This is a genomic window from Wenjunlia vitaminophila DSM 41686, assembly GCF_000380165.1.
Taxonomy (GTDB): domain Bacteria; phylum Actinomycetota; class Actinomycetes; order Streptomycetales; family Streptomycetaceae; genus Wenjunlia; species Wenjunlia vitaminophila.
Map to the genome: position 1 here is coordinate 1 of NZ_KB904663.1, position 25,285 is coordinate 25,285.

Below are 25,285 nucleotides of genomic sequence, written 5' to 3' on the forward strand. Positions count from 1 at the left end.
GCCTTCTCCTTGCCCTTCTCGACCACGTCCTCAACCGGATCAGGAACGAAGTCACCCGCGTCGAAAGGACCCAACCCCAAGCCCACCCCAGCCCCCCGGGACGTCTGCGGCCAAACCACGTGACCAGCCGACTACCTTCCGTTCCCCGCCCGTCAACACCGTATCCATCGGTCACGCCCGCGGGGGAATGATTGCGACAGCACGGCGCGCTGTCGGGTCAGGGTCGGCAACCCTTCCCGCCTGGGCAGGAGCCGGCCAGCTCCTCCCCGTTCGTGGTCGGTGGGCTGCCGTACCCCCGGCCCTCGGCCCCATCGAAAGTTCCGGCAATGTGGGGGCGCACCCCATATCGGTGACTGTGACCAGCTTCTACCGTCCAGCGGCATGACAACGATGAGAACCGCACCATCACCGTCACCACTCCGTCGCCGCCGCGGGGGTCTGCTCGTGGCTCTGTTGCTCGCGCTAGCGGCCGTCTTGCTGCCCCCGGTTCCCAGCACCGTGCACGCCGCCGGCTCGATCGAGGAGGTCACCGGGTTCGGCAGCAACCCGGGTGCCCTGCGGATGTTCCGCTACGTTCCCTCCGGCCTGCCGTCGGGGCGCCCGGTCGTCGTGGCGATGCACGGTTGCACCCAGGACGCGACCGGCTACGGCACCGCCAGCGGCTGGACCCAACTCGCCGACCGCTGGGGTTTCTCCGTCGTCCTGCCCCAGCAGACCGCGACCAACAACCTCAGCTCCTGCTTCAACTGGTTCCAGGCCGGGGACATCACCCGGGGGCAGGGCGAGGCCGCGTCCATCGCCCAGATGGTCGATCGGCAGGTCGCCGACGCCTCGGCCGACCGGGGGAGGGTCTACGTCACCGGGCTTTCGGCCGGGGGTGGGATGACCACGGTCATGCTCGCCACCTACCCGGAGAAGTTCGCCGGGGGCGGGGTCGTCGCCGGACTGCCGTACGGGTGCGCCCAGGCCGCTGGTTCGCCGTACGTGTGCATGTACGTCGGCGCCACCCAGACCCCGCGCCAGTGGGGGGACCGGGTCCGCGCCGCGGCCGGGTCGCACACCGGGGGGTGGCCGACCGTGACCGTGCTGCACGGCACCGCCGATTACACCGTCGCACCGGCCAACATGGACGACGTCGTTGACCAGTGGACCGACGTGCACGGCACCGACCAGACCCCCGACGTGACCGACACGGTCGCCGGCTATCCCCACCGCGTGTACCGGGACGCCGCGGGCCACAGTGTGGTGGAGACGTACGCCATCACCGGCATGGGGCACGGCCAGCCCGTCGATCCGGGCGCGGGTGCCACGCAGTGCGGAAGCACCGGCGCGTACTTCCTCGACGTCAACCTCTGTGCCGCGCACCGGCTGGCCACCGGCTGGAACCTGGGCTGAACCGCACCGGGTCCTTCCCTCCACTTCGTGCGGCCGGTACGAGGTGGGGGGAGCCCGCCCCGTGCCTCCCGCTCCTGCCCCCGCCTCCCACCCCCGAGGCGGAAGTGGGGGGAGTAGGGGAGAAGTGCGGCGCGTGAATTTTTATGGCGTGTCCTTGACACCATTATTGGTCTGGACCAACTTGGAGGTGCTACGCGCTCCCCCCGACGCCCAGTGTTCGGAGACAGACGTGGACCGCACCCCGCGCACCAGACCCCGCGCCCCCCGCCCCGCCCGCCCCCTGTCCGCGGCGTTGGCCGCCGTCGTCGCGGCCGTCGCGCTGCTGGCCGGAGCCCTCTCCGGCACGGCCGCCGGCACCGCCGCAGGTGCGGTCGAGGAGAACCTGATCAGGAACGGCGGCTTCGAGACCGGCCTCGACGGCTGGAACTGCACCGCCGGCAGCGGCTCGACCGTGACCAGCCCCGTGCACAGCGGCTCTGGCGCGCTCAGGGCCATGCCGACCGCCTCCGACAACGCCCAGTGCAGCCAGACCGTCAGTGTGCGACCGGGGGAGAAGTACACCCTCAGTGGCTTCGTCCGTGGCTCGTACGTCTACCTCGGCGCCAAGGGCACCGGCACCACCGACGTCTCCACCTGGACCGCCTCCGCCCCCGACTGGCAGGAACTGACCACCAGCTTCACCACCGGTGCGTCCACCACCTCCGTCACCGTCTACGTCCACGGCTGGTACGGCCAGCCCGCCCACCACGCCGACGACCTCACCCTCGTCGGACCCGGCGGCGACCCCGGCACCCCGCCGGCCGCCCCGGGCGGCCCGCAGGTCACCTCCACCACCTCCACCTCGGTGTCCCTGGCCTGGAACGCGGTGAGCGGCGCGACCGGGTACACCGTGTACCGCGACGGCGTCAGGGCCACCTCGGTCACCGGAACCTCCGCGACCGTCACCGGCCTGACCCCCTCCACCTCGTACGCGTTCCAGGTCACCGCCACCAACGCGGCCGGCGAGTCACCCAGGTCAGCCACCGTCAACGCCACCACCGACGGCGACACCGGTGGCGGCGCCGGGGACCTCCCGCCGCACGCCCTCGTCGGCTACCTGCACACCAGCTTCGCCAACGGCTCCGGCTACACCCGGATGGCGGACGTCCCCGCGAGCTGGGACGTCATCAACCTCGCCTTCGGCGAACCCACCTCCACCACCTCCGGCGACATCCGCTTCCGGATGTGCCCGCAGACCGAGTGCCCCAACGTGGAGGGCGTCGAGGAGTTCAAGCAGGCGATCAGGGCCAAACAGGCGGAGGGCAAGAAGGTGCTGCTGTCCATCGGCGGGCAGAACGGCCAGGTCCAGCTCACCACCACCGCCGCGCGGGACGCCTTCGTCTCCTCGGTCAGCGGGATCATCGACGCGTACGGCCTCGACGGGGTGGACATCGACTTCGAGGGCCACTCCCTCTACCTCGACGCCGGTGACACCGACTTCCGGAACCCCACCACCCCGGTCATCGTCAACCTGATCTCCGCACTGAAGTCGCTCAAGGCCAGGTACGGCGACGCGTTCGTGCTCACCATGGCCCCGGAGACGTTCTTCGTCCAGCTCGGCTACCAGTACTACGGCAGCGGCCCGTGGGGCGGCCAGGACCCGCGCTGCGGCTCGTACCTGCCGGTCATCCACGCGCTGCGGGACTCACTGACGCTGCTGCACGTCCAGGACTACAACTCCGGCCCGATCATGGGCCTGGACAACCAGTACCACACCATGGGCAGCGCCGACTTCCACATCGCCATGACCGACATGCTGCTCACCGGCTTCCCGGTCGCCGGCAACACCGACCGGGTGTTCCCCGCGCTGCGCCCAGAACAGGTCGCCGTCGGCATGCCGGCCAGCACCAACGCCGGCAACGGGCACACCCCGCCGAGCGAGGTGAACAAGGCCCTGGACTGTCTCACCAAGGGCGCCAACTGCGGCTCGTACCGTACCCACGGCACCTGGCCGACCATGCGGGGCCTGATGACCTGGTCCATCAACTGGGACCGCTACGGCAACTGGGAGTTCATGCGGAACTTCGACACGTACTTCGGCTAGCGCCGGGCGTTCCCGCGGTCGCGGGGGCCGGGTCCGCGGGTGAGCCGTCCCGAGATCCGGGAGCCCGGTGCGGTCCGCGGGGCCTGTCCCATGACCGAGACATGGATCGAACACGCCAGCGATAAGGGCCCGATCCTCCATCGCAGGAGCGAGGCAGCCGTGCCCCCGTCTTACCTGATCGAGTGGTTTGTAGGGCCATCGTCTCATTCAGAAACGAAGCGGATGAACCTGGATGAACCACCACTTGAAACGGTCGGCGCCGTTTCGGTTCGGACGATTCACGGCGGTGACCGAGAAGGGACGGAACATGGCGACGTACGACACGGAGATCCACACGGGCGGCGGCTGGCAGAGCGACGAGCCCCTCATGCTCAGCATCGCCAACCGCGGACAGGTCGTTCCGGACGAGGGCGCTCCTCCGACGGGGACCACCGTCACGTGGAACAGCCCTGAGGCCGGGGCGGGGAGCGTCACCTTCTTCGACGGTGGAAGCCGGTTCGAGGGCACGGCACAGTTCCCCGGCGAGGGGCCGGTCGGCTACCGGGGCACCCTGTCCACCTGAACGACGACCGCGCCCGGGCGTGCACGCCGCGCCCGGGCGCTTCCGTGTGCCGTGCGGACAGCCGTCGAGGTGGCGCACCCGTGTGCCGCCGGTTCTGATCAGTGGCCGTTTGCTGGCCGGCCGTGCGGGTCAGACCTTGATCACGGTGACGCGTCCGCCGCACAACGCGGTGGGGTGCTCGGGATCGGAGCTGAGCACCGTGACGGGCGCGGGTGCGGCCAGGGCGGTGGCGACGAGCCTGGCGTCGATCGCGTGTCCGTGGCCGTGCAGACCGGTGTCCGCGAGCAGGGCGGCCGCGGTACGGGCGACGGACTCCGTTACCGGTTGGACGACGATGCGGGACAGGGTCCATTCCAGGGCCGGCCGGTTGATCCGGGGGTGGACCACCTCGACGATGGCCGCACTGGTGAGGACCCGCATGTCGTCGGCGCGGGCCAGGGCGAGCCACTCGGTGATCTCGCGGTCGCGTGGGACGGCCCTGGACAGGCCCTCGCTGTCGAGTGCCAACGTGCCGGCCGGCGTGGCGGTGGGACGCGTCAGGCGGCGTCCACTCCGCCGTGTCGCTGCTCGTCCCTGGCTCGGTGCAACTGTTCTCGCTTCGCCCTGACGTCTTCGTCGCTGACGGGCCCGTGCTCGGCCTCGGCGACCGCGATGAGCTCGTTGAGGTTGTCCCGTTCGAGCTGGCGGGCGACAGCCGCGGCGACGTATGCGGACAGCCCGGAAGGACCGCCGCGGGCGCGGGCCGCCTCGGCGATGTCCCTGGGCATCGTGATCGAGTACTTCCCGGTGGGCTCACCCATGCTCCTCAAACTAACCGAGCCGCACGGCCCGGGGGCCGCCACGTCACGTGTGGCGGCCCCCGGGGGTCGGGTGGAGGTACCGGTTCAGGCGCCGTCGGCGGGCCGCTCGCCCGGGGGGTAACCCGTCGGCAGGTCGATCGGCGTACCGTACACGCGCATCTCCGCGGCGGCGGCGAACGGCTGCCCGTTGAGCGCGCTGAGGCCGGTGAACCTCACGTACGAGGCCCGGACCCGGTCGAAGGAGATCCGCTGCATCTCCGGGACGTCCTTGAGGGTGCCCTCGGCCACCGTCGTCCAGTTCGTGCCGTCCTGCGAGACGGCGACCTGGTAGCCGGCGATGCGCCCGTTGGACCCGCCGGTCTGCCGGTTCTGGTAGCCGAAGCCGTCCACGTCGGCCTCCCCGCCCAGCTCGAGCGTCACCCAGTGGGGGTAGGGGGTGGGCGCGTTGGCGTAGTCGGTGTGCCAGATGGTGCCCGGGTCACCGTCGAGCACGTTGGACACCGGCCCCTCTCCCGACCCCGAGGACAGGTGCTCCGAGTCGGTGGTCGCCTTCATCAGGCCGGGGGACAGGACGGGCGCGGTGGGCACCGACGCCCGGGCGTCCGCCGACACCTGCTTGGTCTCGCCGGAGTTGGCGTACGCGGCGGTCACCTTCCAGGACGGCGAGGTGCCCGCGGCGTCGGCGGGGGGCGTCAACAGCCAGGTGGTGCTCACCCGCTCGCCGGGCTGCACCGTGTCGAACAGGTTGCCGTCCTCCTCCTTGACCTCGACCTTCCAGCCTTCGGGGAGGCCCTGGAGCCGCATGCCGACGTTGGTGGCGGCGGTCAGCTCGTGGTTGGTGAACGTGGTGACGAACGTGCCGGGCACCCCCGGGCTCAGCTCGGCACCGGTGGGGGCGGTGACGTTGGCGCAGGTGGCGCTGGACCCGGACGGGCCCAGGTCGGTCACGGTGAAGTCGTCGAGGACGAGGTCCGTGCCGCGCGCGCCGCCGAGCTTGCGCAGCCCCACCCAGGTGTCACCGCAGCCCGCGATGATCTCCTGGGTGTGGGTGGTGGTGTCCAGGGCAGGCTCCAGGACGTCCCGGGTGATGTCCCTGGACTCCACCGTGCCACCCGCGACCCGGTCCGCCCCGGTCACCCAGGCCCACTGGCCCTCGATGTTGGTCTGGTACGAGAACGAGACCGCGTACCTGTGGCCGGCCGTGAACGGCACCGTGGCGGGCACCGTGCGGTACACCAGCCCGGTGTTCTCCGCGTGGGACTTCAGCGAGTGCTTCCCCGTGAGGACGTCGTCCACCGCCTTGCCCTGGAGCGTTCCGGAGTTGTACGGGGAGTAGGTGTTCTTCCACGCCTTCTGGCTGTAGGGCTCGTGCAGGTCGCTGATGCTGGTCCGCGGGTCGGTGACACCGCCCGCGTCGCCCTTCACGAACGGGCCCCAGCCCGGCTGGTTGCCCTCGAAGTCCTCGCGGACCACCGTGCCGTCCTTCGCCCCGGACAGCGGCGCGGTGGTGTCCCGCATGATGCGCACGTCGTCCAGGACGACCGCTGGCTTCCCGGCGGCCGCGCCCAGCTCCACGGTGACCCTGCCGCTGGGCGGGGCCGTGAACGCGACGGAGGCACGCTGGGAGTAGGAGTCCCGCTTCTCGTCGGACGCCATCCAGTTCCGCGCCGGGGTGGTGTCGAAGGTCTTCGCCGCCTCGGCGCCGCGCACCCGCAGCGTCGTCGCCCGGCGCTCCCCGGGACCGATCTCGACGTCGGCGCCGAGCGTGTAGCGCCGGCCCGGAGTGAGGCCGGAGACCTCCTGCGCGATGCCGGAGGCGCGGCTGCCCAGGCGGACCACGTTGTCGCCGTTGTCGGCGCGCACGATCTCAGCGCCGCCCCGCGGGTCCCACGCGTCGAGGTTCCCGGCGTTGAAACCCGGGTCGGTGAGGCCGGTGCCCTCGCCGTAGTGCGGGTTGTGGTGCGGCGCCTTGCCACCCGTCGGCACCAGGACGTACGGCTGCCCCTTCTTGGCGGTGAGCGTCACCTTCCCGTCCTGGGCGGTCACCCGGGTGGCCCGTGCCCGACCCTGGTCGGTGAGCTGGTAGAGGGTGAAGTCCCGGTTCCCGGCGAACTGGTCGGTCAGGTCGAAGGTGTGCGTGCCGCCGGAGGCGCTGTGGAAGTACATCTTGTCGGCGTCGCTGGGCGAGGACGTGCCGTTGCCCTCCGGGGCGTTCCCCCAGGGCAGCAGGTAGGTGTCGCCCCTGAGCACGACGGTGTCGCCCATGGAGATCTGGCGCTGGTCACCCACCATCCGCACGCTGACGCCGTCGCTGAGCGTCGCGGACTTGCCGAAGTCCCAGTCCAGCACCTGGTAGTGCTGGAGGAACTTGGTGGGCAGGTTGTCGGTCCAGATGTTGCGGTAGAAGGCGTTCCAGTCGTCGTGGCCGGTCCAGCCCTCGAACTCGACGATGTTGGCGCCGCCGAGGAGCTTGTCGACGTTCCACACGTCGCGGTCAGAGTTGGCGATGAACCGGACGATGTTGGAGTTGATGCCCTTGTTGGTGACACCGCCGTAGTTCTTGTCGGCTGCCCAGTGGGACCACACCGAGTTGCCCTCGAACTTGTACGACCACTCGGTGGCGACCTCGAAGCCCATCTTCCGCAGCTCGGCGGTGAGCCCGTCGGCGAGCCAGCCGCTGGAGTAGTAGGCGTCGATGTAGAGCGTCTTCAGGTCGGGTGACTCCGCGCGGAGCTGCTTGAACCGGTCGAGGATGGCGCCGGTGCCCAGGTCCCGGCGCTGGTTGATGTGGTACGCCTGGTTGAGCCAGTCCCACCCGTTGGGCTGGCCCTTGACCAGTTCCTCGCTGAAGTTCTTCGCCTGCGCGTACGCCTCGGTGGCGTTGACGTGCACACCGAAGTCCGCGTTGTAGTCGGCGCCGATCCTGGTGAGCTCGTTGAAGTCCTTGAGCCCGCCCGCGCGCACGTTCTCGTTGCCGCCGTAGTCGGGGTGGGCGGAGTCGTGTCCCTCGCTGGCGTAGCCCTTCTCCAGCACCCACTGCCCGAGGTTGTCGGTGGCCATGGAGATGCGCTTGGTGTTGTCCAGCGTCTTGAGGAAGGGGTTGGTGGCCTGGCTGGCGAAGTTGAACGGGATGCGCTGGACGACGCGCTCGGGCACCCGGTCCGCGCCGAGCGGCCGGTCCATGTGGTCACGGTGGGCGATGGCGCCGTCCTGCCAGTCCACGGTCCCGTCGCCGTTGGCGTCGGCGGCGAGCACCACGGTCGCCCGGGGCAACGCGTAGGTGCTGACCCGCGGGTCGGTGGCGTCCTTGGGGGCGTAGGTGTAGGTGCCGACCGACAGTTCCGCCCGGCGTCGGCCGTCCCCGGCGTCGACGATCTGGGACTGGAGGCGGTTGTTCCAGTTCGTGTTGTCGTTCTGCTGCGAGTCCTCGGTCGCGTTGGTGATGATGCCGGCGGAGAGCTGCGCGTTGCTGACGAACCCGTACGGTGTGCCGACGGCTTTCTGGTCCGGGACCGTGTCACCCGTGATGGGGATGAACCGGTCCGCCGTCGTCGTCGAGTCCGCGGAGATCCTCGTCCGGGCGAGGCTCGCACCGGGGTCGGAGGAGTCCACGGAGACCAGGGACTGCCCGGGAACCGCCAGGGTGCGCACCGTCGCGGCGGCGCTCCCGGAGATCTCCTCGACGGCGAAGACGACCGTCCTGTCGTCGGTCACCGTGATGCTCGAGGTGATGGTGAGGTCGGGCAGGTCCTCGAAGGTGGAGGTGTAGGTGGCCTTGCTCTCCTCGGCCCGCATGGTGGTGGCGGCGCGGTGCGGGGTGCCGTTGATGGTGAAGCTGTCCAGCACGGACGGCTGTCCCCCGAGGGTGCGCCCGCCCAGTTGGTAGGAGATGACCTGGGGGAACTCCTTGGCCACGGTGACGGTCAGCCCGCCCCGGGCCAGCTCCACCGGCGACGCCGCCGCGGCCACGCCGGACCGGGGGGACTGCGGGGAGGCCACGGCGGCGGGTATGGCGGCGCTCGAGAGCATCCCCAGGGAGAGGAGCAGGGCTGCCGCGGACACGGCGCCCGGTCTGGGGGAGCCTTTCCCCCTGGGCGGTCGTGGTGATCGAGATGTCATGTTTTCCACCTGTTGCTTTCTCTCGTGTCGGGTGAGGAACGGGATAGGTGGTGACAGTGCTGGCTGGTACGGATGACACCCACGCGGTCGCGTGGGGAGATTGTGACGCCCCATCGGTGGATGGCGTGTCGCTGGCGGGACACGGTCAGGAGAACGTTTCGACGTACTCCTCGGTGGGTCCCAGTTCGGGTCGGTCGCGTAGCTCGACCCGGTCACCCAGCCGCTGGAGCTCCAGCAGGGTGACGGTGTTCTCCCCCGGCACCAGCAGCGGCGAGGGCAGGTAGAGGGTGGTCTGCGGGCCGATCTCCCAGTAGCGGCCCAACAGGTGGCCGTTGACCCACGCGAAGCCCTTGGCGAAGCCCGGGAAGGCGAGGAAGGCGTCCGCGGGCTCGGGGATGGTGAACCGTGCCGTGGCGAAGCCCGCGGAACCGTCCGGTTCCGCGGCCGAGACGGCACGGGCCAGGTCGTCCGGGGTCCACTCGTCGAGCGGCAGACGGTGCATCGTCCAGCCGTGCACCAGGCGGCGGCCGAGCGTGACGGCGCCGAGGACGCCCTTGTGCAGGCCCAGCAGGGGGCCGTAGTTGACGCGCCCCTGGTTCTCCACCAGGAGTTCCAGCCGCACCCGTTCGCCGTCCCCCGTGACGTCGAGCGAGGCGGTCTCCCGGTCGAGGACGCCGACGGGGGCGCCGTCGAGGAAGACCTGTGCGCGGTCGTGCAGACCCCGGACCGTCAGGGTGTTGGCCCCGCTCGGCAACCGCGGTTCGGCGCGGTAGAGGACGAGGCCGGAGGCCTGCTCCAGTTCCTCGAAGCTCAACGGGTGGGGCGAGGCCACCGCCGGGGAGACCGCGCCCAGCGCACCCAGCAGTCCCGCGCCCGGGGCGACCGGCAGGGTGCGGGGCGCGAGCACCCGCGGCTGGGCGGGCAGCGGACGGCCCGGTGCCCCCGTCAGGGCCAGCAACCGATCCCGGATCGCGAAGAACTTGGGGGTCAGCGCGCCGTGCTCGGCGATCGGGGCGTCCGAGTCGTAGCTGGTCACGGTCGGTTTGATCGCGTCGCCGCCGTGGAGGGCTCCCGCCCACAGACCGAAGTTGGTGCCGCCGTGGGCCATGTACAGGCTGACCGAGCCGCCGGCGTCGAGGATGTCGGCGAGTGTTCCCGCAGCGCTCTCCACGGAACGCACGTGGTGCTTCCCGCCCCAGTGGTCGAACCAGCCGTTCCAGAACTCGGCGCACAGGAACGGCTCGCCCCGGCGGCGTGAGCGCAGCAGCTCGGCGGCCTCGTGGGCGCGGGAGCCGAACGTCGCGGCGGCGAGGTGCCCGGCCAGGGACCCGTGGTCCTGCATCGGCCCGGTGGGGCCGTCGGCCGTGTACAGCAGCTCGGTGACACCGCGTTCGACCAGGGCGTCCCGCACCCAGCGGACGTACGCGTGGTCGTCCCCGTAGCTGCCGTACTCGTTCTCGACCTGCACGGCGACCACGGGACCGCCCCGGGCCGCCTGCAGGGCGGCGACGCGCGGAACCAGCTCGTCGAACCAGCGCCCGACCTCGGTGAGGAAGGGCTCGTGGGAGGAGCGGACCCGCATGCCCGGCCTGCCGGTCAACCAGGCCGGCAGCCCGCCGTTGTCCCACTCGGCGCAGATGTAGGGGCCGGGCCGGACGATCACGTCAAGGCCGGTGTCCTGGGCGAGCCGGACGAACCGTTCGACGTCCTGCCAGCCGGTGAAGCGGTACCGGCCGGGGCGCGGCTCGTGGAAGTTCCACGGCACGTAGGTGTCCACGGTGTTCAGGCCCATGGCCGCGACCCGCTGGAGCCGGTCGGCCCACTGCTCGGGGTGGACGCGGAAGTAGTGCAGCGATCCGGCGAGGACGCGGTGCGGACGGCCGTCGCGCAACAGCGTGCCGTGGGGGTGGGTCAGGACGGGGGCCGGCCGCGCGGGGGCCTGGGGTGGGGCGCTGCTCACTTGACGGCTCCAGTGGTCATACCGGCGCGCCAGAAGCGCTGGAGGGCGAGGAAGGCGACGACGAGCGGGACGACGGACACCAGCGACCCGATCACCACCAGCGGCGGGGGCACGGCCACGTGGCTGGCGTTCCAGCCGACGAGTCCGACGGTGACCGGCTGGAGCCGGTCGTCGGAGAGCACCATCGCGGGCAGCAGGTAGTTGTTCCAGATCTCGACGAACTGGAAGAGGAAGATGGTCACCAGGGCGGGGAGCATCATCCGGACACTGAGGGTGCGGAAGATGCGGAACTCCCCGGCGCCGTCGAGCCGGCCGGCCTCGATGACCTCGTCCGGTACGGAGCGCGCGGCGAAGACCCGGGAGAGGTAGACGCCGAACGGGCTGACGACGCTGGGCAGCAGCACGGCGAGCGGGTTGTTGACCAGGCCGATGCCGGAGAACATCAGGTACAGGGGGAGAGTGAAGAGGATCTTGGGGATCAGTACCGCGGCGAGCACCAGGCCGAAGACCACCCCGCGCCCCGGGAACTGGTACTTGGCGAGGGTGTAGCCGGCGAGCGCGGACAGGAACGTGCCGACCAGGGCGCCGACACCGCAGTACAGGACGCTGTTGAGCATCCACCGCCAGAAGATCCCGTCGTTCTGCTCGGTGAGCCGCGTGAGGTTGTCGAAGAGCCCGAAGCCGTCGAACCACAGCCCGCCGCCGCTGAACTGCTCGCCGAACGGTCTGGTGGCGGCGACGAGCAGCCACCACAGCGGGAAGAGGAAGTAGACGGCGGAGACGGCGAGCACCACCATCACCAACGCCCGGCTCACCGGGGTGGTGTCCCGGCGCGCCCGTGGCCCGGCCGGCTTCCTGAGGACGGAACTCATGCCTGATCACCCCGGCCGGTCAGCCTGAAGAAGACGAACGACACCACGCCCACCAGCACGGCCAGGACCACCGACTGCGCCGCGGCGTAGGGGTAGTCGCCGGCGGCCACCGCCGCCTGCGCCGACATGATCGGGGTGAACGTCGAGGAGACCGCGCCGCTGGAGATGGGTTGCAGCACCGACGGCTCGTTGAACAACTGCGCCGAGCCGATGATGGAGAAGACCGCGGTCAGGACCAGGGCACTGCGGACCGCCGGGATCTTGATGCTCCAGGCGATCCGCAGGGCGGAGGCGCCGTCCGTCCTGGCTGCCTCCAGCACCTCCGCAGGGATCGACTGCAGCGCGGCGTAGATGATGATCATGTTGTAGCCGGTCCAGCTCCAGGTGACGATGTTCGCCACCGACCACAGGACGACGCCGTCGTCGAAGAACGGGATGCGGACGCCGGCCGGTTCCAGCAGGTGGTTGACGGGGCTGGACTGCGAGGCGTACATGAACGACCACACCAGTGCGGCGCTCACCCCGGGGATCGCGTAGGGCAGGAAGCCGGAGAGCCGGAAGAAGCCCCGGCCCCGTGCGGAACGCGAGTCGATCAGCAGCGCCAGCGTCAGCGCGACGGCGAGCATCACCGGCACCTGGACGACGCCGAAGAGGGCGACGCGGCCCAGCGAGGCCGTGAAGTCACCGTCGTCAAGGGCCCGCGAGTAGTTGGCGAGCGGGTCGAACACCTCGGTGGGCCCCGTCAGTCCCAGGCCGGACCGGCGGATGACGAACAGGCTCTTGACCGCCGCGTACACGATGGGCGCCAGGTACATGGCGAGGAAGAGCACGACGAACGGGCCGCAGAACAACAGGGGGGTCCGCAGGGTCGCCGTGCGGCGCCTCCCGCGGGGGACCGGATCGGCCGCGCGGCCCGCGGGCGCGGCCTCCGTCCTGGTGGCAGTGGTGGTCACAGGATCTCTTCTCCGAACGGCGGCGGGTCCGCGGGTCACCGGGAGGAGACCTGCATGCCCTGCTTCTCCAGGGCGGTCACCGTCTTGTCCTGCGCGGTCCCCAGGGCGTCGCTGATGGTGCCCTTGCCGGCCCACGCCTTGCCGAGTCCGTCGTTGAGGTCCGCGGTCGTCTTCGTCATGACCGGACCCCAGGTCCAGTCGGTGTTCACCCTCGGCGCCGCCTCGGCGAAGACCTCGTAGATCTTCTGTCCGCCGAAGTACGGATCACCCGACGTCAGCGCGGGCAGGTCCAGCAGCGACGTGGCGGCGGGGAAGAGCGACGCCTTCTCCACCAGCGTCCCGAACACCTCGCGGTCCGTGCTCATCCAGTGCGCGAACTCCCAGGCGGCCTCGGGTGACTCGCAGTCCTTCAGCACCGCGGTCGACGACCCGCCGGCGTTGCCTACCTCGTCGCCGCCCTCGGTCCACTGCGGCATGGGCGCCACGGCCCACTTGCCCGAGGCGTCCTTGGCGCCACCCTTGATCACGCCGGCCTGCCAGACGGCCCCGACGACCGTGGCGATCTCGCCCCTGCCGATGCCGGTGTACCAGGACTGGTCGTACATGGGGGCGTCGCTGATCAGACCGTCGTCCACCAGCCCCTGCCAGTACCCCGCCACCTTCTCGTTGGCTTCCGAGGCGAGGGAGACCTCCCACGCGTCGCCGTCGATGCCGAACCACGGGGCGCCCGCCTGCCAGGCCAGACCCGCGTAGTCGTAGTCCAGGTAGGGCGACGAGATGAACCTGTCCGGGTCGGAGGCGTGGATCTTCTTCGCCGCGGCGCGGTACTCCTCCCACGTCGTGGGGGGTTCCAGGCCGAGCGAGTCGAACAGCTCCTTGTTGTAGAAGAGAGCCATCGGGCCGGTGTCAACGGGGGCGGCATAGACGTTCTCGCCGAGCGTCACGGACTTCCAGGCGGCCTCCTGGAAGTCACCCTTGTCATCGTTCGCATACTTCGCCACGTTCTGCAGTGCCCCCTGCGCGGCGAAGCTGGGCAGGGTCTCGTAGCCGACCTGGGCCAGACACGGGGCGTTGCCCGCCTTCACCGCGTTCAGCATCTTCTGGTAGCCGCCCTTGGCGCCGGGCTGCACCTCCTGGTACGTGACCTCGATGTCGGGATGCGCGGCGTTGAACGCCTTGACGGCGTCGGCGTAGCCCGGGGCCCAGCCCCAGAATGTTATCGATGCCTTGCCATCGCCCTCCTTGCTCTCGCCCCCGCCACATCCGGCGATCGCGGCCAGTCCGAGCCCCAGCACCCCTGCCGTTGCGACCGTTCTCCTGATCCGCTTCCTCACGGCTCTCTCCTTGAATAACTGCAGGCAGGAGAGGGTTCAGCTCCTCTGTGGCCCACAACGTCTGATGCGGCGCACCTGGGCGCACGCGTTGATGGCCGGAACTATGACACAGGATGTTATCGATGCCAATAGTGTGGCCCGCTGTAGACTGCTCTGTGAGACCGGAGCCCGCGATGACGCGGCCCGAAGCCGCGAAGTCCAGGGGGAAACGAGCGATGGCATCGGCAACACCGAGGGCCGGGAAGACGCTGACGGAGAAGCGGAGCGGGGGCGACGGCGCGCGCCAGCCCGGCATGACCGACGTCGCCCGGCTCGCCGGGGTGTCCGCCCAGACGGTGTCACGCACCCTGGCCGGGCACCCCAACGTGCAGCCCAAGACCCGCGCCAAGGTCCTCGCGGCCGTGGAACAACTCGGCTACCGCAAGAACAACGCGGCGCGCGTACTGTCGTCCGGGCGCAGCCGGACGATCGGCGTCGTGACCCTGCAGACCAACTTCTACTCGCGCGCCAACCTGACCTGCGGCATCGAGACCGCGGCGCGCGAGGCCGGCTACTCGGTCAGCACCGCGACCACCGCGTCGCTGGACACCGCCGCCATCGAGGACGCGATGACGCGGCTGGCGGACCAGGGCGTCGAGGGGGTCATCCTCGCCGTGCCGCTGGTCCACGTGAGCCCGAGGATCGAACAGCTCACCCGCTCCGTGCCCACCATCACCGTCGACGGGTCGCGGACCCCGGCCACCGAGGTCGTCGCCGTGGACCAGTCCCTGGCGGCGCGCCTGGCCACACGCCACCTGATCGAACTGGGACACGAGAACATCTGGCACGTCGCGGGCCCCGGGGAGTGGCTCGACGCGTCCAGCCGCTGCGCCGGCTGGCGCGACACCCTGGAAGCGGAGGGCCTGCCCGTGCCGCCGGTGCTGGAGGGCGACTGGACGCCCGCGTCCGGCTACCGCAACGGCCTGATCCTGGGCAAGATCCCCGACGTCACCGCCGTTTTCGTGGCGAGCGACGAAATGGCCTTCGGGGTGATCCGCGCCCTCCACGAACTCGGCAGGAAGGTGCCCGAGGACATCTCCGTCGTGGGCGTGGACGACATCGACCTGGCCGAGTACTGCTCGCCCTCACTCACCACGGTCGCCCAGCCGTTCGCCGAGATGGGGGCGCTGGCGGTCGCCCACCTGATGCGGCACGTGGCCGACCCGGACGCCGCCCCCGCCCCCGCCTCCGTCGAACCCAAACTGATCGTCCGCGCCAGCACGGGGCGGGTGCGGGGCGCGGCCGGGTAGCGGTCGCGGCCGGTGCGGGTGCGGCGGGGTGGTCTTGGTGAACCCGAGCGACCCCGCCTGACCGCATCCGGGGCCCCTGGCACCCACCGGGCCCCGTTGCCCGTGGGGGATGCTCGCTCAGGACGTCGGTTCCGAGGTGTCCTGGGTGAGGGAGGCCAGTGCGCGGGTGCCGAAGGGGTTGTCGATCACGTACCGCCAACGCCCGTCGGAGCCCCGCCGAGCGACGTCGGTGGCGGTGCCCTCGACGTGCACCGGCCGTCCCTCCCCGTCGGTCCCGTCGATGACCCAGTCAACGATCAACAGCGCCAGGTCCCCGCTGCGGTACACGTGCCGCGGACGGACCGAGATGGGAACCCCGAGCTTCTGGAGGCGGCCGTTGGCGGCGTGTAGGTCCTGGCCGGTCGCCGGCGTTCCCGGCTGTGGGACCAGCACCGCCGCGTCCGCGTACACCTGCGCCAGCGCGGCGGCGTCGCCGCTGTTGAACCGCTCGGCGAACACCGCGGGCACCTCTTCGGGGCGATCGGCCAGTTCTCGCATGATCGACAGACGTCCTTCCGGGGCGGGAGAATCGAAGTGCCCCACACGCTAGGAGGCGATCTCGTGACTCACCGAACGGTTGGTCACCCGGCAGGGCTCCCCGACGACCCGCACGCCCACACCACCGCGCCCACCCCCGAATGCCCCGTCGAGATCACGCTGGCGGCCCTGCACGGCCGTTGGACCACGCTGGTGGTCCGCGAACTGCTCCGTGGCGACCGCTCCCGTCGGCGCCTGTGAGTGTTCGAGCTTGATAATGCGGTGCCCATGTTGTGTTCGAGGTCTGGGGTAATCGCGTCAGCAGCGTAGACTCCCATGCTCAAGAACCGAGCGAAACCAACATCTTCCTTGAAACCCATCAAATGCCTTCGAGTAGATGTGCGGCATCGACCTTAAGTGCACGTGCGAGGGCAATGATGTTGTCAAGGCTTACGTTGCGCTGACCTCGTTCCAACGAAGAGACGTAGGTGCGGTGGATCCCCGCAGCTTCCGCGAGCTCTTCTTGTGAGAGGCCTACCGAGAGACGGTACTCCCGCACGCGGCGGCCAAACGCCTCGCGATGCCGCTGAATGCGGGGTTTGTCGGAGGCTTGCGTCATGATGTAAGGACGCTAGGACGGTGCAGACGATGGGTCTACAGACTATGAGTAACATTGGCGGCATGGCTGAGGAGATCGTGGTGGGCCGTGGTGACCCTGCCTACCTCGCGCACGCCTACCTGACGAAGGTTCCCGTGCCTGCGATTACGCCGTTCATCGAGGCGTACTGTCCGCCCGGCGGCGTCGTGGTCGACCCGTTCGCTGGATCTGGCATGACGGGGGTCGCGGCGCGGATCACCGGGCGCCAGGTGCGCCTGTCAGACATCTCTGTGCTGGGCCGGCACATTGGGTCCAATTACCTGAACATGGTGGAAGGGCACGAGTTCACCAGTAGCGCGCAGGCCGTCATTAAGCGGGCTAAGGACGCTGTGGGCAAGATCTACGAGGTCCCCTGCAGTGGGTGCGGCGGGAACGGCCAACTTGCGAAGACTGTCTGGAGCGTTCTGGTGAGGTGTGCGGGCTGTGAGAAGCCCGTGAACTACTACCACTCGCTCGAGGCTGCGGAGTGGTCGAAGCCGAAGATGGTCTGCCCCCATTGCTCGGCCCACATTTCGAGCAAGCTTGATCGAGTGGGTGAGCAGCCCGTGGTCGACTATGTGAACTGCGCGTGTTCCCCGACGCAGCGTGAGCAGCCGGCGGTCGCCGCGCCGAGCATTGACGTCGACGGCCTGGACTTTCCCCACGTTGAGATTACGCCTGACCGGGAGATGTACCGGGCATCTGCGCTGGGCAAGAGCGGCTACACGACCGTGGCTTCGTTCTATTCGCCGCGTAACCTGCGTACTCTGGTGGCCCTGCGCGATGAGATCCGCGCAATTGAGGACCGCGCCCTGAGCCAAAAGCTACTGTTCGCGTTCACTGCGACATTGACTCGGGCGAGCAAGCGGTACCAGTGGTCGCACAAACGTCCGTTGAACGCCGCGAACCAGAATTACTACATCGCGCCGGTCTTCTACGAGTGGAACGTCTTTGAACTCTTCGAGCGCAAGACGACCGCCGTGCTGAAGGCTGATGACTGGATCCGGACGCAGGCGTTCACGCGCAACGTGGATGCGGACACGGTGCCCGCGGAGTACGTCACGGAGAGCGCTGCGGAGCTGTCCCTGCCGGACGCGAGCGTGGACTACGTGTTCACGGACCCGCCGTTTGGTTCGAACCTCTTCTATGCGGATATGGCGCTGTTCCAGGAGGGCTGGCTGGATGGCTTCACGGACGTCGGCAAGGAAGCGGTCATCGATCGCTCCACCGGCACGAAGCGCACGGCAGGCCGCTACGAGGCGCTGCTGACGGAGTCGCTCAAGCAGTGCCGTCGCATCCTGAAGCCTCACGGGCGCATCTCGATGGTCTTCGGTAACTCCTCGGGCAAGATCTGGGCAGTAGTCCAGCGAGCAGTCGCAGCAGCCGGCCTGCGCATCGAGCCGGAGAAAATCGCCATCCTGAACAAGGGGCAGCGCTCCGTGAAGGGGCTGGCCTCGGGCTTTGAGGACGTCGCTACGCTCGACCTTGTCCTGACGATGGTTCCGCAGGACGACGCTGAGGCTTCGTTCCAGCAGCCGACGGCTGAAGCCGTTGCTGCGGCGACGCGAGAGTTGGTTGGGGCTGCCGGCCCTGCCTCTCCGAGCCACCTGTATCTGGAGCTGCTCCGCCGCGCGCTTCGTGAGGGATGGAGCGTCGCGGACCTCGACCTGCAGACGGCGACGGCAACGCTGCTTGATGACGGGTGGAGTATCGACCCGAAGACGGGCCTGTTGGTCGAGCCCGAGTAGGCGCTTCGAGTAGCCGGAGGGCGGCTGCCAGCTCAACAAAGGGTGGCCGCTCTACTCGAAGATCAGCCGGTGGTCGCTCTTGCATCCGGCACTTACTCAGACGCCAGGCCAGCGCTCGGGTCGGGTGGGAGCTCGTACACCAGTTCCAAGGCAGCAACCCTACGCACTCGAACACCGGACCCTCGCGTTCCGCATCCTTTAAGTTGCTTATAGTCTGTAGACGTTGATCTAGGTATAGGCGACTGTTCCTATGTGACTGAACATCAGCCCATCCCGAGGCAGAGAGACCAGGAAGGTCGGGGGTCCCTACTCCGTCCGCAAGGTGACATCCGCAAGATCGTAGAACTAGGTTTACAGCTTCAGAGGAGCGCCTCGGAGCGGCATATCCATAACGTGTTTGACGATGGTGGCTACAAGGAACTACTGCTACTTGAATTGTTCAATCTCACCAAGGGAGGGGGGCGAGTCGGTAACGATGCAACAGATGCGCTGGGACGCGAGTATGAAATCAAGACTGTCGCAAGATTGAATTTCAAAGGTGAGCGTAAGAAGAGTCTCAGTATTACTACGGAACATACGCTCACTCTCGACAACATTGATCGCTACCGGTTGGTCCACCTCTGGATCGTTGCGGTTTTCGACCAGTCGACTCCTGAAGCAATCTACGAGATCCATCCGAGAAATCTTGAGCCGTATTTCTCCCAATGGGAAGCGGCGCTTCGGAAACAGATGGAGATCGATGCTCGTCGGGGCGGGGGTGCGCGTCCTCACCTCAACAACCCCAAAATTCCTCTGAACTTCGTTGCTCGGCATGGTGTGAAGGTGTGGCCTCCAGATGATCCCGCTCAGGCCATGCTGCCGAACTATGTTCAAGAAGGACTCGAGGAAGCCCAAGAATTCACCGAGTGAGCCATTAGTTATCTTTCACTCCCAGTGTGATGCATAGAAGCTTGCTGAGTACGTCGCAGCATCGAAGGTCATCCTGGTGAGAGCGGGTAAAACTCGCACTGAGTGCGCAGGTGAATGGTTCAATGCGTGAATCGATCCGACCATTCACCTGCGCTATGTCTGCTCGTTACTGCGCTCCTAGTGCGAGTGGACAGGGGCGTGAAAACCTTGACCTCCTCGATGCGAACTACGGGCGCTGCGGTCGCACCTGCTGCCGCCTCCGCGTCGGGAGGTGGAGCGGTCGGACGAGGTGGTGGCGGCTGCGAGCTGGATCGCCAGGGCGTCATTGCCGGTCGCGGAGCTGACTGAGGCGGGTCACGCGCAGGCGCTGGTGGAGGCGCTGGAACGCAAGCTGGATGGCAAACCGGCGGCGTACCAGACCTACCGGCGGCGCCGGGCCGTGGTGTTCAACCTGCTGGAGTTCGCCCGGGAGACGGGAACCCTGTCCGCCAACCCCCTGGGGCAGGTACGGCGCAAGCGCGGGCACAAGCCGGTTCAGGAGGTGGACCGGCGCGTCGTGGTCAACCCCCGGCAGGCACGGGAGCTGTTGACCTCGGTCACCTACGTCGGTGGGTACCGGCGGGCCAGTGGTCGCCGGCTGAGGGCCTTCTACGGGTGCATGTACTACGCGGCGATGCGGCCGGGGGAGGTGCTGGGGCTGCGCCTGTCCGACTGCGAGTTGCCCCTCAATGGCTGGGGCAGGGTCACGGTGGAGGAGACGCGGCCCACGGCGGGCAAGGCGTGGACGGATTCCGGTGAGGCCCATGACCGGCGGGGGCTGAAGCAGCGGAGCCCCGGTGAGGTCCGGCTCGTTCCCATCCCGCCTCCGCTGGTGCGGATGCTCCGGGACCACGTGAAGGAGTTCGGCACGGCGGAGGACGGGCGGCTGTTCTCCAGCGAGCGGGGGAACGTGGTGGCGGCCTCGTCGTACTACCGGGTGTGGCGGCAGGCCCGGGAGCTGGCGTTACGACCGGGCCAGGTCTCCTCGGTGCTGGCGGCCCGGCCGTACGACCTGCGGCACGCCTGCGTCTCGCAGTGGTTGAGCTCGGGGGTTCCCGCCGCGGAGGTGGCGGCGCGCGCCGGGCACTCGGTCGAGGTGCTGCTGAAGATCTACGCCAAGTGCGTGGACGGGCAGGAGACGGAGATGAACCAACGGATCATGGCAGGGCTGGGGGAGGAGCCCGACGAACTGACCACCTGAGCGACCTGTGACGGACGGGAGCCCCGGAGAGATCCGGGGCTTTCGCCATGCCCGGAGAACGGTGCGGACTGGTGGTGGAGAACCCCTGCTGACCTGCGTAAACGCCAGCAAGATCATTACGTGGTCATTACGTGATCACTGACAGACGGCTGCTTCCGGCGGCATTCGCCGGCGTCTGGCTGCACAACGAAGAAACCCCGTGCCATGGCATTGTGCCTGGTCACAGGGTCTTTTTGCTGGTCACAGTGGGTGCCCCCGGCAGGATTCGAACCTGCGCACACGGCTCCGGAGGCCGTTGCTCTATCCCCTGAGCTACGGGGGCTTGTCCTTGCGACGGGCAGAACACTACCAGCTCCCAGGGGGTGCCCCGGTACTCGGTTTTCTGCGGGTGGAAGGGGGCGGGACGGGCCTGGGGCCGTGGTTCGGTGGTTGTTCGGGGCGGGGGCCGAGTGGCTGTCCCTCGCACGGGGCCGAAGTGGGCAAAACGCGGACGCACCGCGCGGTGCCGGCCTAGGCTCTCAGTGTGCCTGGGGTGTCTGGCCGGGTCCTTGTCGTGGATGACAGCAAGGTGATCCGGCAACTGATCAGGGTCAATCTCGAGCTTGAGGGCTTCGAGGTGGTGACCGCGGTCGATGGTGCCGAGTGTCTGGAGATCGTCCACCAGGTGCGGCCGGACGTGGTGACGCTTGACGTCGTCATGCCTCGGCTGGACGGGTTGCGGACGGCCGCGCGGCTGAGGGCCGATCCGCGGACGCGGGGTCTGAGGCTCGCCATCGTCAGCGCGTGTACCCACTTCGACCTCGAACGGGGCGAAGCAGCCGGGGTTGACGGGTATCTGGGGAAGCCGTTCGAGCCGGGAGAGCTGGTGCGCCTGGTGCGGCGCCTGATGCACGTGGAGCGGACCGAGTCGCAGTCCCAGCACAGCCATCACTCCCAGCCGACGCAGCACCCCTGATCCCCTGGGGACGGCCAGCCCGCGGGGGCGAGACCGGAACGACGCGGGCGCTCCGCCGTCGGGCCGGCGGGAGCCGAGGGCACGCGGGGGGCAGGCGCGCGTCGGGTAGGGCGACGCGGTGGCCTCGGGAAGTGCCGCGTGCCCGGGCCCCGAGCCACCCGCCGCCGAAACCGCCGCCCCCAGGCGCCCCCCGCGCCGCGTCCGGGGCGTCCCAGCGGGTGAAACCCGTTGGCGGGGGGACCCCGCTGTTCCCCTACGCTTGACCTGTGACACCCGCAGAGCTCTCCCAGGCAGTCCTGTCCGCAGTTCGATCCGCCGTCGCGGACGGTGAGCTGGTCGTTCCCGTGCCCGAGCAGGCCACGGTGGAGCGACCCAAGAGCCGGGAGCACGGCGACTACGCCACCAACATCGCGTTGCGGCTGGCCAAGGCCGCGAAGATGCCGCCGCGGGCGGTGGCCGAGGTGCTGGCCGGGCGGCTGGCCCAGGCGCCCGGGGTGGCCCGCGTGGACGTCGCGGGGCCGGGTTTCCTCAATGTGGTCCTGGACACAGCGGCGCAGGGTGACCTGGCCCGGCAGATCGTGGAGGCGGGCCGGGAGTACGGGCGGGGCGACGCGGCGAAGGGGCTGCGGATCAACCTCGAGTTCGTCTCCGCCAACCCCACGGGCCCCATCCACATCGGAGGGGTGCGCTGGGCCGCGGTCGGGGACTCGCTGGCGCGCATCCTTCGGGCCGCCGGTGCCGACGTCACCACCGAGTACTACATCAATGACTACGGCGTGCAGATCGACAAGTTCGCCGCCACCCTCCAGGCCGTGGCCAACGGCCGGCCGGTCCCGGAGGACGGGTACCGGGGCGCGTACGTGGACGAGATCGCCAAGACGATCGTCGAGGGCAACCCGGACGTGCTGGGGCTTGCCGAGGACGAGCAGCGGGCGGTCTTCAGGCGTGAGGGCCTGCGGTTGATGACGGCCGAGATCCAGCGGTCCATGGAGGAGTTCGGCACCCACTTCGACGTGTGGTTCTCCGAGCGGAGCCTGCACGAGTCGGGCGCCGTCGAACGGGCGATCCAGCGGCTGCGGGAGCAGGGGCACGTCTTCGAGCGGGACGGCGCCATCTGGCTGCGGACCACGGACTTCGGCGACGACAAGGACCGGGTGCTGGTCAAGGCGGACGGCGACACCACCTACTTCGCCTCGGACGCGGCCTACTACCTGGACAAGCGGGACCGCGGGAACGAGACGTGCGTCTACATGCTGGGCGCCGACCACCACGGTTACGTGGGTCGGCTCAAGGCGATCGTGGCCTGTGCGGGGGACGACCCGGAGCACAACATCGAGGTGCTGATCGGGCAGTTCGTCAAGATGCTCAAGGACGGCACCGAGGTGCGCATGTCCAAGCGGGCCGGCAACATCATCACCATCGACGACGTCGTGGACTGGATCGGTGTGGACGCGGCCCGTTACGCCCTGGCCAGGTCCAGCACCGACTCCACGCTGACGCTCGACATCGACGTGCTGACCAGCCAGAAGAACGACAACCCGGTGTTCTACGTGCAGTACGCGCACACCCGCATGTGCGGGGTGCAGCGGAACGCCGCGGACCTCGGCATCGACAAGGGTTCGGCGGGGGACTTCCGGCCCGAGCTGCTCACCCACCCGCGGGAGAACGAGCTGCTGGGGTCGCTGGCCGAGTTCCCTCGGGTGGTGGCCACCGCCGCCGAGCTGCGGGAACCGCACCGGGTCGCCCGTTACCTGGAGGACCTGGCGGGCAGGTACCACCGTTTCTACGACGCCTGCCGCATCCTCCCGTTCGGTGACGACGAGGTCACCGACCTGAACCGGGCGCGGCTGTGGCTCGCCGAGGCCACCCGCACGGTGCTCGCCAACGGCCTCGAGCTGCTGGGTGTGAGCGCTCCCGAGCGGATGTGACCATGGGGTCCGCGCCACCTCGGCCCGCCGGCCTGGTCCGCTCCGGGCCCGGGTCGGGTCCGTCGCCCCGGTGCGACGCCGACGGCGAGGCGTGGACCCCAGGGGCCAGCACCGTGGCGGCTCCCGGCGGACCTCGGCGAGCCCGCAGCACGGGGGAGCTCCGGGGGACACCCCGGAGCTCCGCTGACCAGACCACCCGACCCCAGCCCCCACCGGCCCGCCCGTGCCCAGCGTCGTGTCCGGCGGCCGGTGCCCCCCAGACCAGTGCCCCCCAGACCGGCACCTCACGGACCAGTGCCCGTGAGGACGGGGCCCGCAAGAACAGGGTCCGCAAGAACAGGGTCTGGTCCTCCCGACCGGCCGCCCCGGGCCCCGGGTGCCGACCAGTGCGGCGGAGGCCCGTGGGCACCCGCGGCCCGGGCGTGAACCAGGGCCCCGCCCCGAGGGTGTGGCCCGTCCCGACAGTGATGGAGCAAGCAGTCGTGAGTCATGGATGCCTCGGCGGGCGCCCCCTGCCCGCCGGCCGGAGGAACCCGCGGGCGGGTGCGTCATGAGCCGTTCCGCGCACCCGGCGGGGCCCCGCCACGCCGATGTGCTGGCTGAGTGGTCCCGTCCCGTCCCGCCGGTGGACGTGAACGCCCTGGACCCCAAGGTGTGGGCCGGCGGGGTGACCCGTGGCGCCGACGGCGTGGTCACCGTGGGCGGCATCGACGTGCGGGCGCTCGCTGCCGAGTTCGGCACGCCCGTGTACGTGCTCGACGAGAACGACTTCCGCACCCGCTGCCGGGCGTGGCGGGACGCCTTCGGGCCGGGCGCCGACGTGTTCTACGCCGGGAAGGCCTTCTTGTCCCGCGCGGTCGCCCGGTGGGTGAACGAGGAGGGACTCAACCTCGACGTGTGCACCGGCGGTGAGCTGGTCACCGCGCTGGCCGGCGGGATGCCGCCGGAGCGGATCGCCTACCACGGCAACAACAAGTCGGTCGCCGAGCTGGAACGGGCGGTCGAGGCCGGGGTGGGCCGGATCGTGGTGGACTCGTTCCAGGAGATCGTCCGGGTGGCGGACGTCGCCGCCCGGCGCGGGGTGCGGCAGCGGGTGCTGGTGCGGGTGACCGTGGGGGTGGAGGCCCACACCCACGAGTTCATCGCCACCGCCCACGAGGACCAGAAGTTCGGTCTCGCGCTCAGCACCGGGGAGGCCGAGGAGGCCGCCCGCCGGGTGCTGAAGCTGGGTTCCCTGGAACTGGTGGGGCTGCACTCGCACATCGGCTCGCAGATCTTCGACATGGCCGGGTTCGAGGTGGCCGCCCGCCGGGTGGTGGGGTTGCTGCGCCGGTTGCGTGAGGAACACGGGGTGGAACTGCCCGAGATCGACCTCGGTGGCGGCCTGGGGATCGCGTACACCAGCGACGACGACCCGCCGGACCCATGGAGCGTGGCCAAGGCGCTGACCGAGATCGTCACCCATGAGTGTGAAGCGGCGGGCCTCGCGGTGCCGCGCCTCTCGGTGGAACCGGGACGGGCCATCGTCGGCCCCACCGCGTTCACCCTCTACGAGGTCGGCACGGTCAAGCCGCTGGAGGGCCTGCGCACCTACGTGAGCGTGGACGGCGGCATGTCGGACAACATCAGGACCGCGCTGTACGACGCCGAGTACTCGGTGACCCTGGCGTCGCGGGCGTCGGACGAGGCGCCGGTGCTGTGCCGGGTGGTGGGCAAGCACTGTGAGTCCGGTGACATCGTGGTGCGGGACGCCTACCTCCCGGCCGACCTGGCGGCGGGGGACCTGCTCGCGGTGCCGGCCACCGGCGCCTACTGCCGTTCCCTGGCCAGCAACTACAACTACGTGCCGCGCCCCCCGGTGGTCGCGGTCCGGGACGGGCGGGCCCGGGTGATCGTCCGGCGGGAGACCGAGGAGGATCTCCTGCGGTTGGACATCGACTGACGAGAAAAACGGTCTCAGATGGTGGACCCGGCGTGGATACATC

General features: G+C 69.4%; 20 protein-coding genes and 1 tRNA gene. 11 read left to right on the forward strand and 10 right to left on the reverse strand.

Features of this window, described 5'->3' with window-relative positions:
- The first annotated feature begins 438 nt into the window (after positions 1-438).
- From A3IG_RS0111175 to A3IG_RS0111185, 3 genes are all read left to right on the forward strand, one after another.
- Complete coding sequence (locus A3IG_RS0111175; RefSeq protein ID WP_026220146.1) at positions 439-1,395, forward strand: extracellular catalytic domain type 1 short-chain-length polyhydroxyalkanoate depolymerase; 957 nt, start codon at positions 439-441, stop codon at positions 1,393-1,395.
- Positions 1,396-1,624: 229 nt separating this feature from the next.
- Positions 1,625-3,478 carry a chitinase gene (locus A3IG_RS0111180; RefSeq protein ID WP_018383652.1) on the forward strand — a complete coding sequence of 618 codons (1,854 nt, stop codon included), beginning with the start codon at positions 1,625-1,627 and terminating at the stop codon, positions 3,476-3,478.
- Between the two features lie 286 nt (positions 3,479-3,764).
- Complete coding sequence (locus A3IG_RS0111185) at positions 3,765-4,040, forward strand: hypothetical protein (RefSeq protein WP_236719128.1); 276 nt, start codon at positions 3,765-3,767, stop codon at positions 4,038-4,040.
- Between the two features lie 129 nt (positions 4,041-4,169).
- On the opposite strand, the gene A3IG_RS0111190 is transcribed toward A3IG_RS0111185, so the two are convergent.
- From A3IG_RS0111190 to A3IG_RS0111220, 7 genes are all read right to left on the reverse strand, one after another.
- On the reverse strand, positions 4,170-4,580 hold the full coding sequence (locus A3IG_RS0111190; RefSeq protein ID WP_026220148.1) for a hypothetical protein: 411 nt from the start codon (positions 4,578-4,580) through the stop codon (positions 4,170-4,172).
- Positions 4,577-4,840, reverse strand: coding sequence for a hypothetical protein (locus A3IG_RS0111195; protein ID WP_018383655.1), 264 nt, complete (start codon positions 4,838-4,840; stop codon positions 4,577-4,579). Before A3IG_RS0111195 ends, A3IG_RS0111190 begins: the two co-directional genes overlap by 4 nt.
- Positions 4,841-4,924: 84 nt before the next feature.
- Positions 4,925-8,902 (reverse strand): endo-alpha-N-acetylgalactosaminidase family protein, encoded by a 3,978-nt coding sequence (locus A3IG_RS0111200; RefSeq protein ID WP_018383656.1) that lies wholly within the window; start codon positions 8,900-8,902, stop codon positions 4,925-4,927.
- A 202-nt stretch (positions 8,903-9,104) separates the two neighbouring features.
- Positions 9,105-10,919, reverse strand: coding sequence for a glycoside hydrolase family 35 protein (locus tag A3IG_RS0111205; RefSeq protein ID WP_018383657.1), 1,815 nt, complete (start codon positions 10,917-10,919; stop codon positions 9,105-9,107).
- Positions 10,916-11,791 (reverse strand): carbohydrate ABC transporter permease, encoded by an 876-nt coding sequence (locus A3IG_RS0111210; RefSeq protein ID WP_018383658.1) that lies wholly within the window; start codon positions 11,789-11,791, stop codon positions 10,916-10,918. The genes A3IG_RS0111205 and A3IG_RS0111210 overlap by 4 nt, the downstream gene beginning before the upstream one ends.
- The gene (locus A3IG_RS0111215; RefSeq protein WP_018383659.1) at positions 11,788-12,744 is read right to left on the reverse strand and encodes a carbohydrate ABC transporter permease; all 957 of its coding nucleotides are present in this window, start codon (positions 12,742-12,744) and stop codon (positions 11,788-11,790) included. Before A3IG_RS0111215 ends, A3IG_RS0111210 begins: the two co-directional genes overlap by 4 nt.
- A gap of 35 nt (positions 12,745-12,779) precedes the next feature.
- Positions 12,780-14,078, reverse strand: a complete 1,299-nt coding sequence (locus tag A3IG_RS0111220) for an ABC transporter substrate-binding protein (protein WP_236719127.1) — start codon at positions 14,076-14,078, stop codon at positions 12,780-12,782.
- 215 nt (positions 14,079-14,293) lie between these two features.
- Between A3IG_RS0111220 and A3IG_RS0111225 the strand changes: the two genes are divergently transcribed.
- Positions 14,294-15,367, forward strand: a complete 1,074-nt coding sequence (locus tag A3IG_RS0111225; protein WP_040911246.1) for a LacI family DNA-binding transcriptional regulator — start codon at positions 14,294-14,296, stop codon at positions 15,365-15,367.
- A gap of 117 nt (positions 15,368-15,484) precedes the next feature.
- On the opposite strand, the gene A3IG_RS0111230 is transcribed toward A3IG_RS0111225, so the two are convergent.
- On the reverse strand, positions 15,485-15,904 hold the full coding sequence (locus A3IG_RS0111230; RefSeq protein WP_018383662.1) for a YybH family protein: 420 nt from the start codon (positions 15,902-15,904) through the stop codon (positions 15,485-15,487).
- A gap of 63 nt (positions 15,905-15,967) precedes the next feature.
- On the opposite strand from A3IG_RS0111230, the gene A3IG_RS32485 reads away from it, so the two are divergent.
- Positions 15,968-16,144 (forward strand): hypothetical protein, encoded by a 177-nt coding sequence (locus tag A3IG_RS32485; RefSeq protein ID WP_018383663.1) that lies wholly within the window; start codon positions 15,968-15,970, stop codon positions 16,142-16,144.
- A 118-nt stretch (positions 16,145-16,262) separates the two neighbouring features.
- Here A3IG_RS32485 and A3IG_RS32490 read toward each other — a convergent pair whose 3' ends face one another.
- Positions 16,263-16,502, reverse strand: coding sequence for a helix-turn-helix domain-containing protein (locus tag A3IG_RS32490; protein WP_078500307.1), 240 nt, complete (start codon positions 16,500-16,502; stop codon positions 16,263-16,265).
- A 62-nt stretch (positions 16,503-16,564) separates the two neighbouring features.
- On the opposite strand from A3IG_RS32490, the gene A3IG_RS0111240 reads away from it, so the two are divergent.
- The 3 genes from A3IG_RS0111240 to A3IG_RS29345 all read left to right on the forward strand — a co-directional run bounded on the left by A3IG_RS0111240 (position 16,565) and on the right by A3IG_RS29345 (position 20,417).
- Entirely contained in the window at positions 16,565-18,268 is a 1,704-nt protein-coding gene (locus A3IG_RS0111240; RefSeq protein ID WP_236719126.1) for a DNA methyltransferase, read from the forward strand.
- 252 nt (positions 18,269-18,520) lie between these two features.
- Positions 18,521-19,177: a PDDEXK family nuclease gene (locus A3IG_RS34015; RefSeq protein WP_157862271.1), complete on the forward strand. Its 657-nt coding sequence runs from the start codon at positions 18,521-18,523 to the stop codon at positions 19,175-19,177.
- A gap of 271 nt (positions 19,178-19,448) precedes the next feature.
- Entirely contained in the window at positions 19,449-20,417 is a 969-nt protein-coding gene (locus A3IG_RS29345) for a tyrosine-type recombinase/integrase (protein WP_018383665.1), read from the forward strand.
- Positions 20,418-20,667: 250 nt separating this feature from the next.
- On the opposite strand, the gene A3IG_RS0111250 is transcribed toward A3IG_RS29345, so the two are convergent.
- Positions 20,668-20,739, reverse strand: a tRNA-Arg gene (locus tag A3IG_RS0111250).
- 231 nt (positions 20,740-20,970) lie between these two features.
- Between A3IG_RS0111250 and A3IG_RS29350 the strand changes: the two genes are divergently transcribed.
- The 3 genes from A3IG_RS29350 to lysA all read left to right on the forward strand — a co-directional run bounded on the left by A3IG_RS29350 (position 20,971) and on the right by lysA (position 25,242).
- Positions 20,971-21,372, forward strand: coding sequence for a response regulator (locus tag A3IG_RS29350; RefSeq protein WP_407701021.1), 402 nt, complete (start codon positions 20,971-20,973; stop codon positions 21,370-21,372).
- A gap of 266 nt (positions 21,373-21,638) precedes the next feature.
- Positions 21,639-23,300, forward strand: coding sequence for an arginine--tRNA ligase (gene argS, locus A3IG_RS0111260; RefSeq protein ID WP_026220150.1), 1,662 nt, complete (start codon positions 21,639-21,641; stop codon positions 23,298-23,300).
- A 550-nt stretch (positions 23,301-23,850) separates the two neighbouring features.
- Positions 23,851-25,242 carry a diaminopimelate decarboxylase gene (lysA, locus tag A3IG_RS0111265; RefSeq protein WP_018383668.1) on the forward strand — a complete coding sequence of 464 codons (1,392 nt, stop codon included), beginning with the start codon at positions 23,851-23,853 and terminating at the stop codon, positions 25,240-25,242.
- The last annotated feature ends 43 nt before the right edge of the window (positions 25,243-25,285 follow it).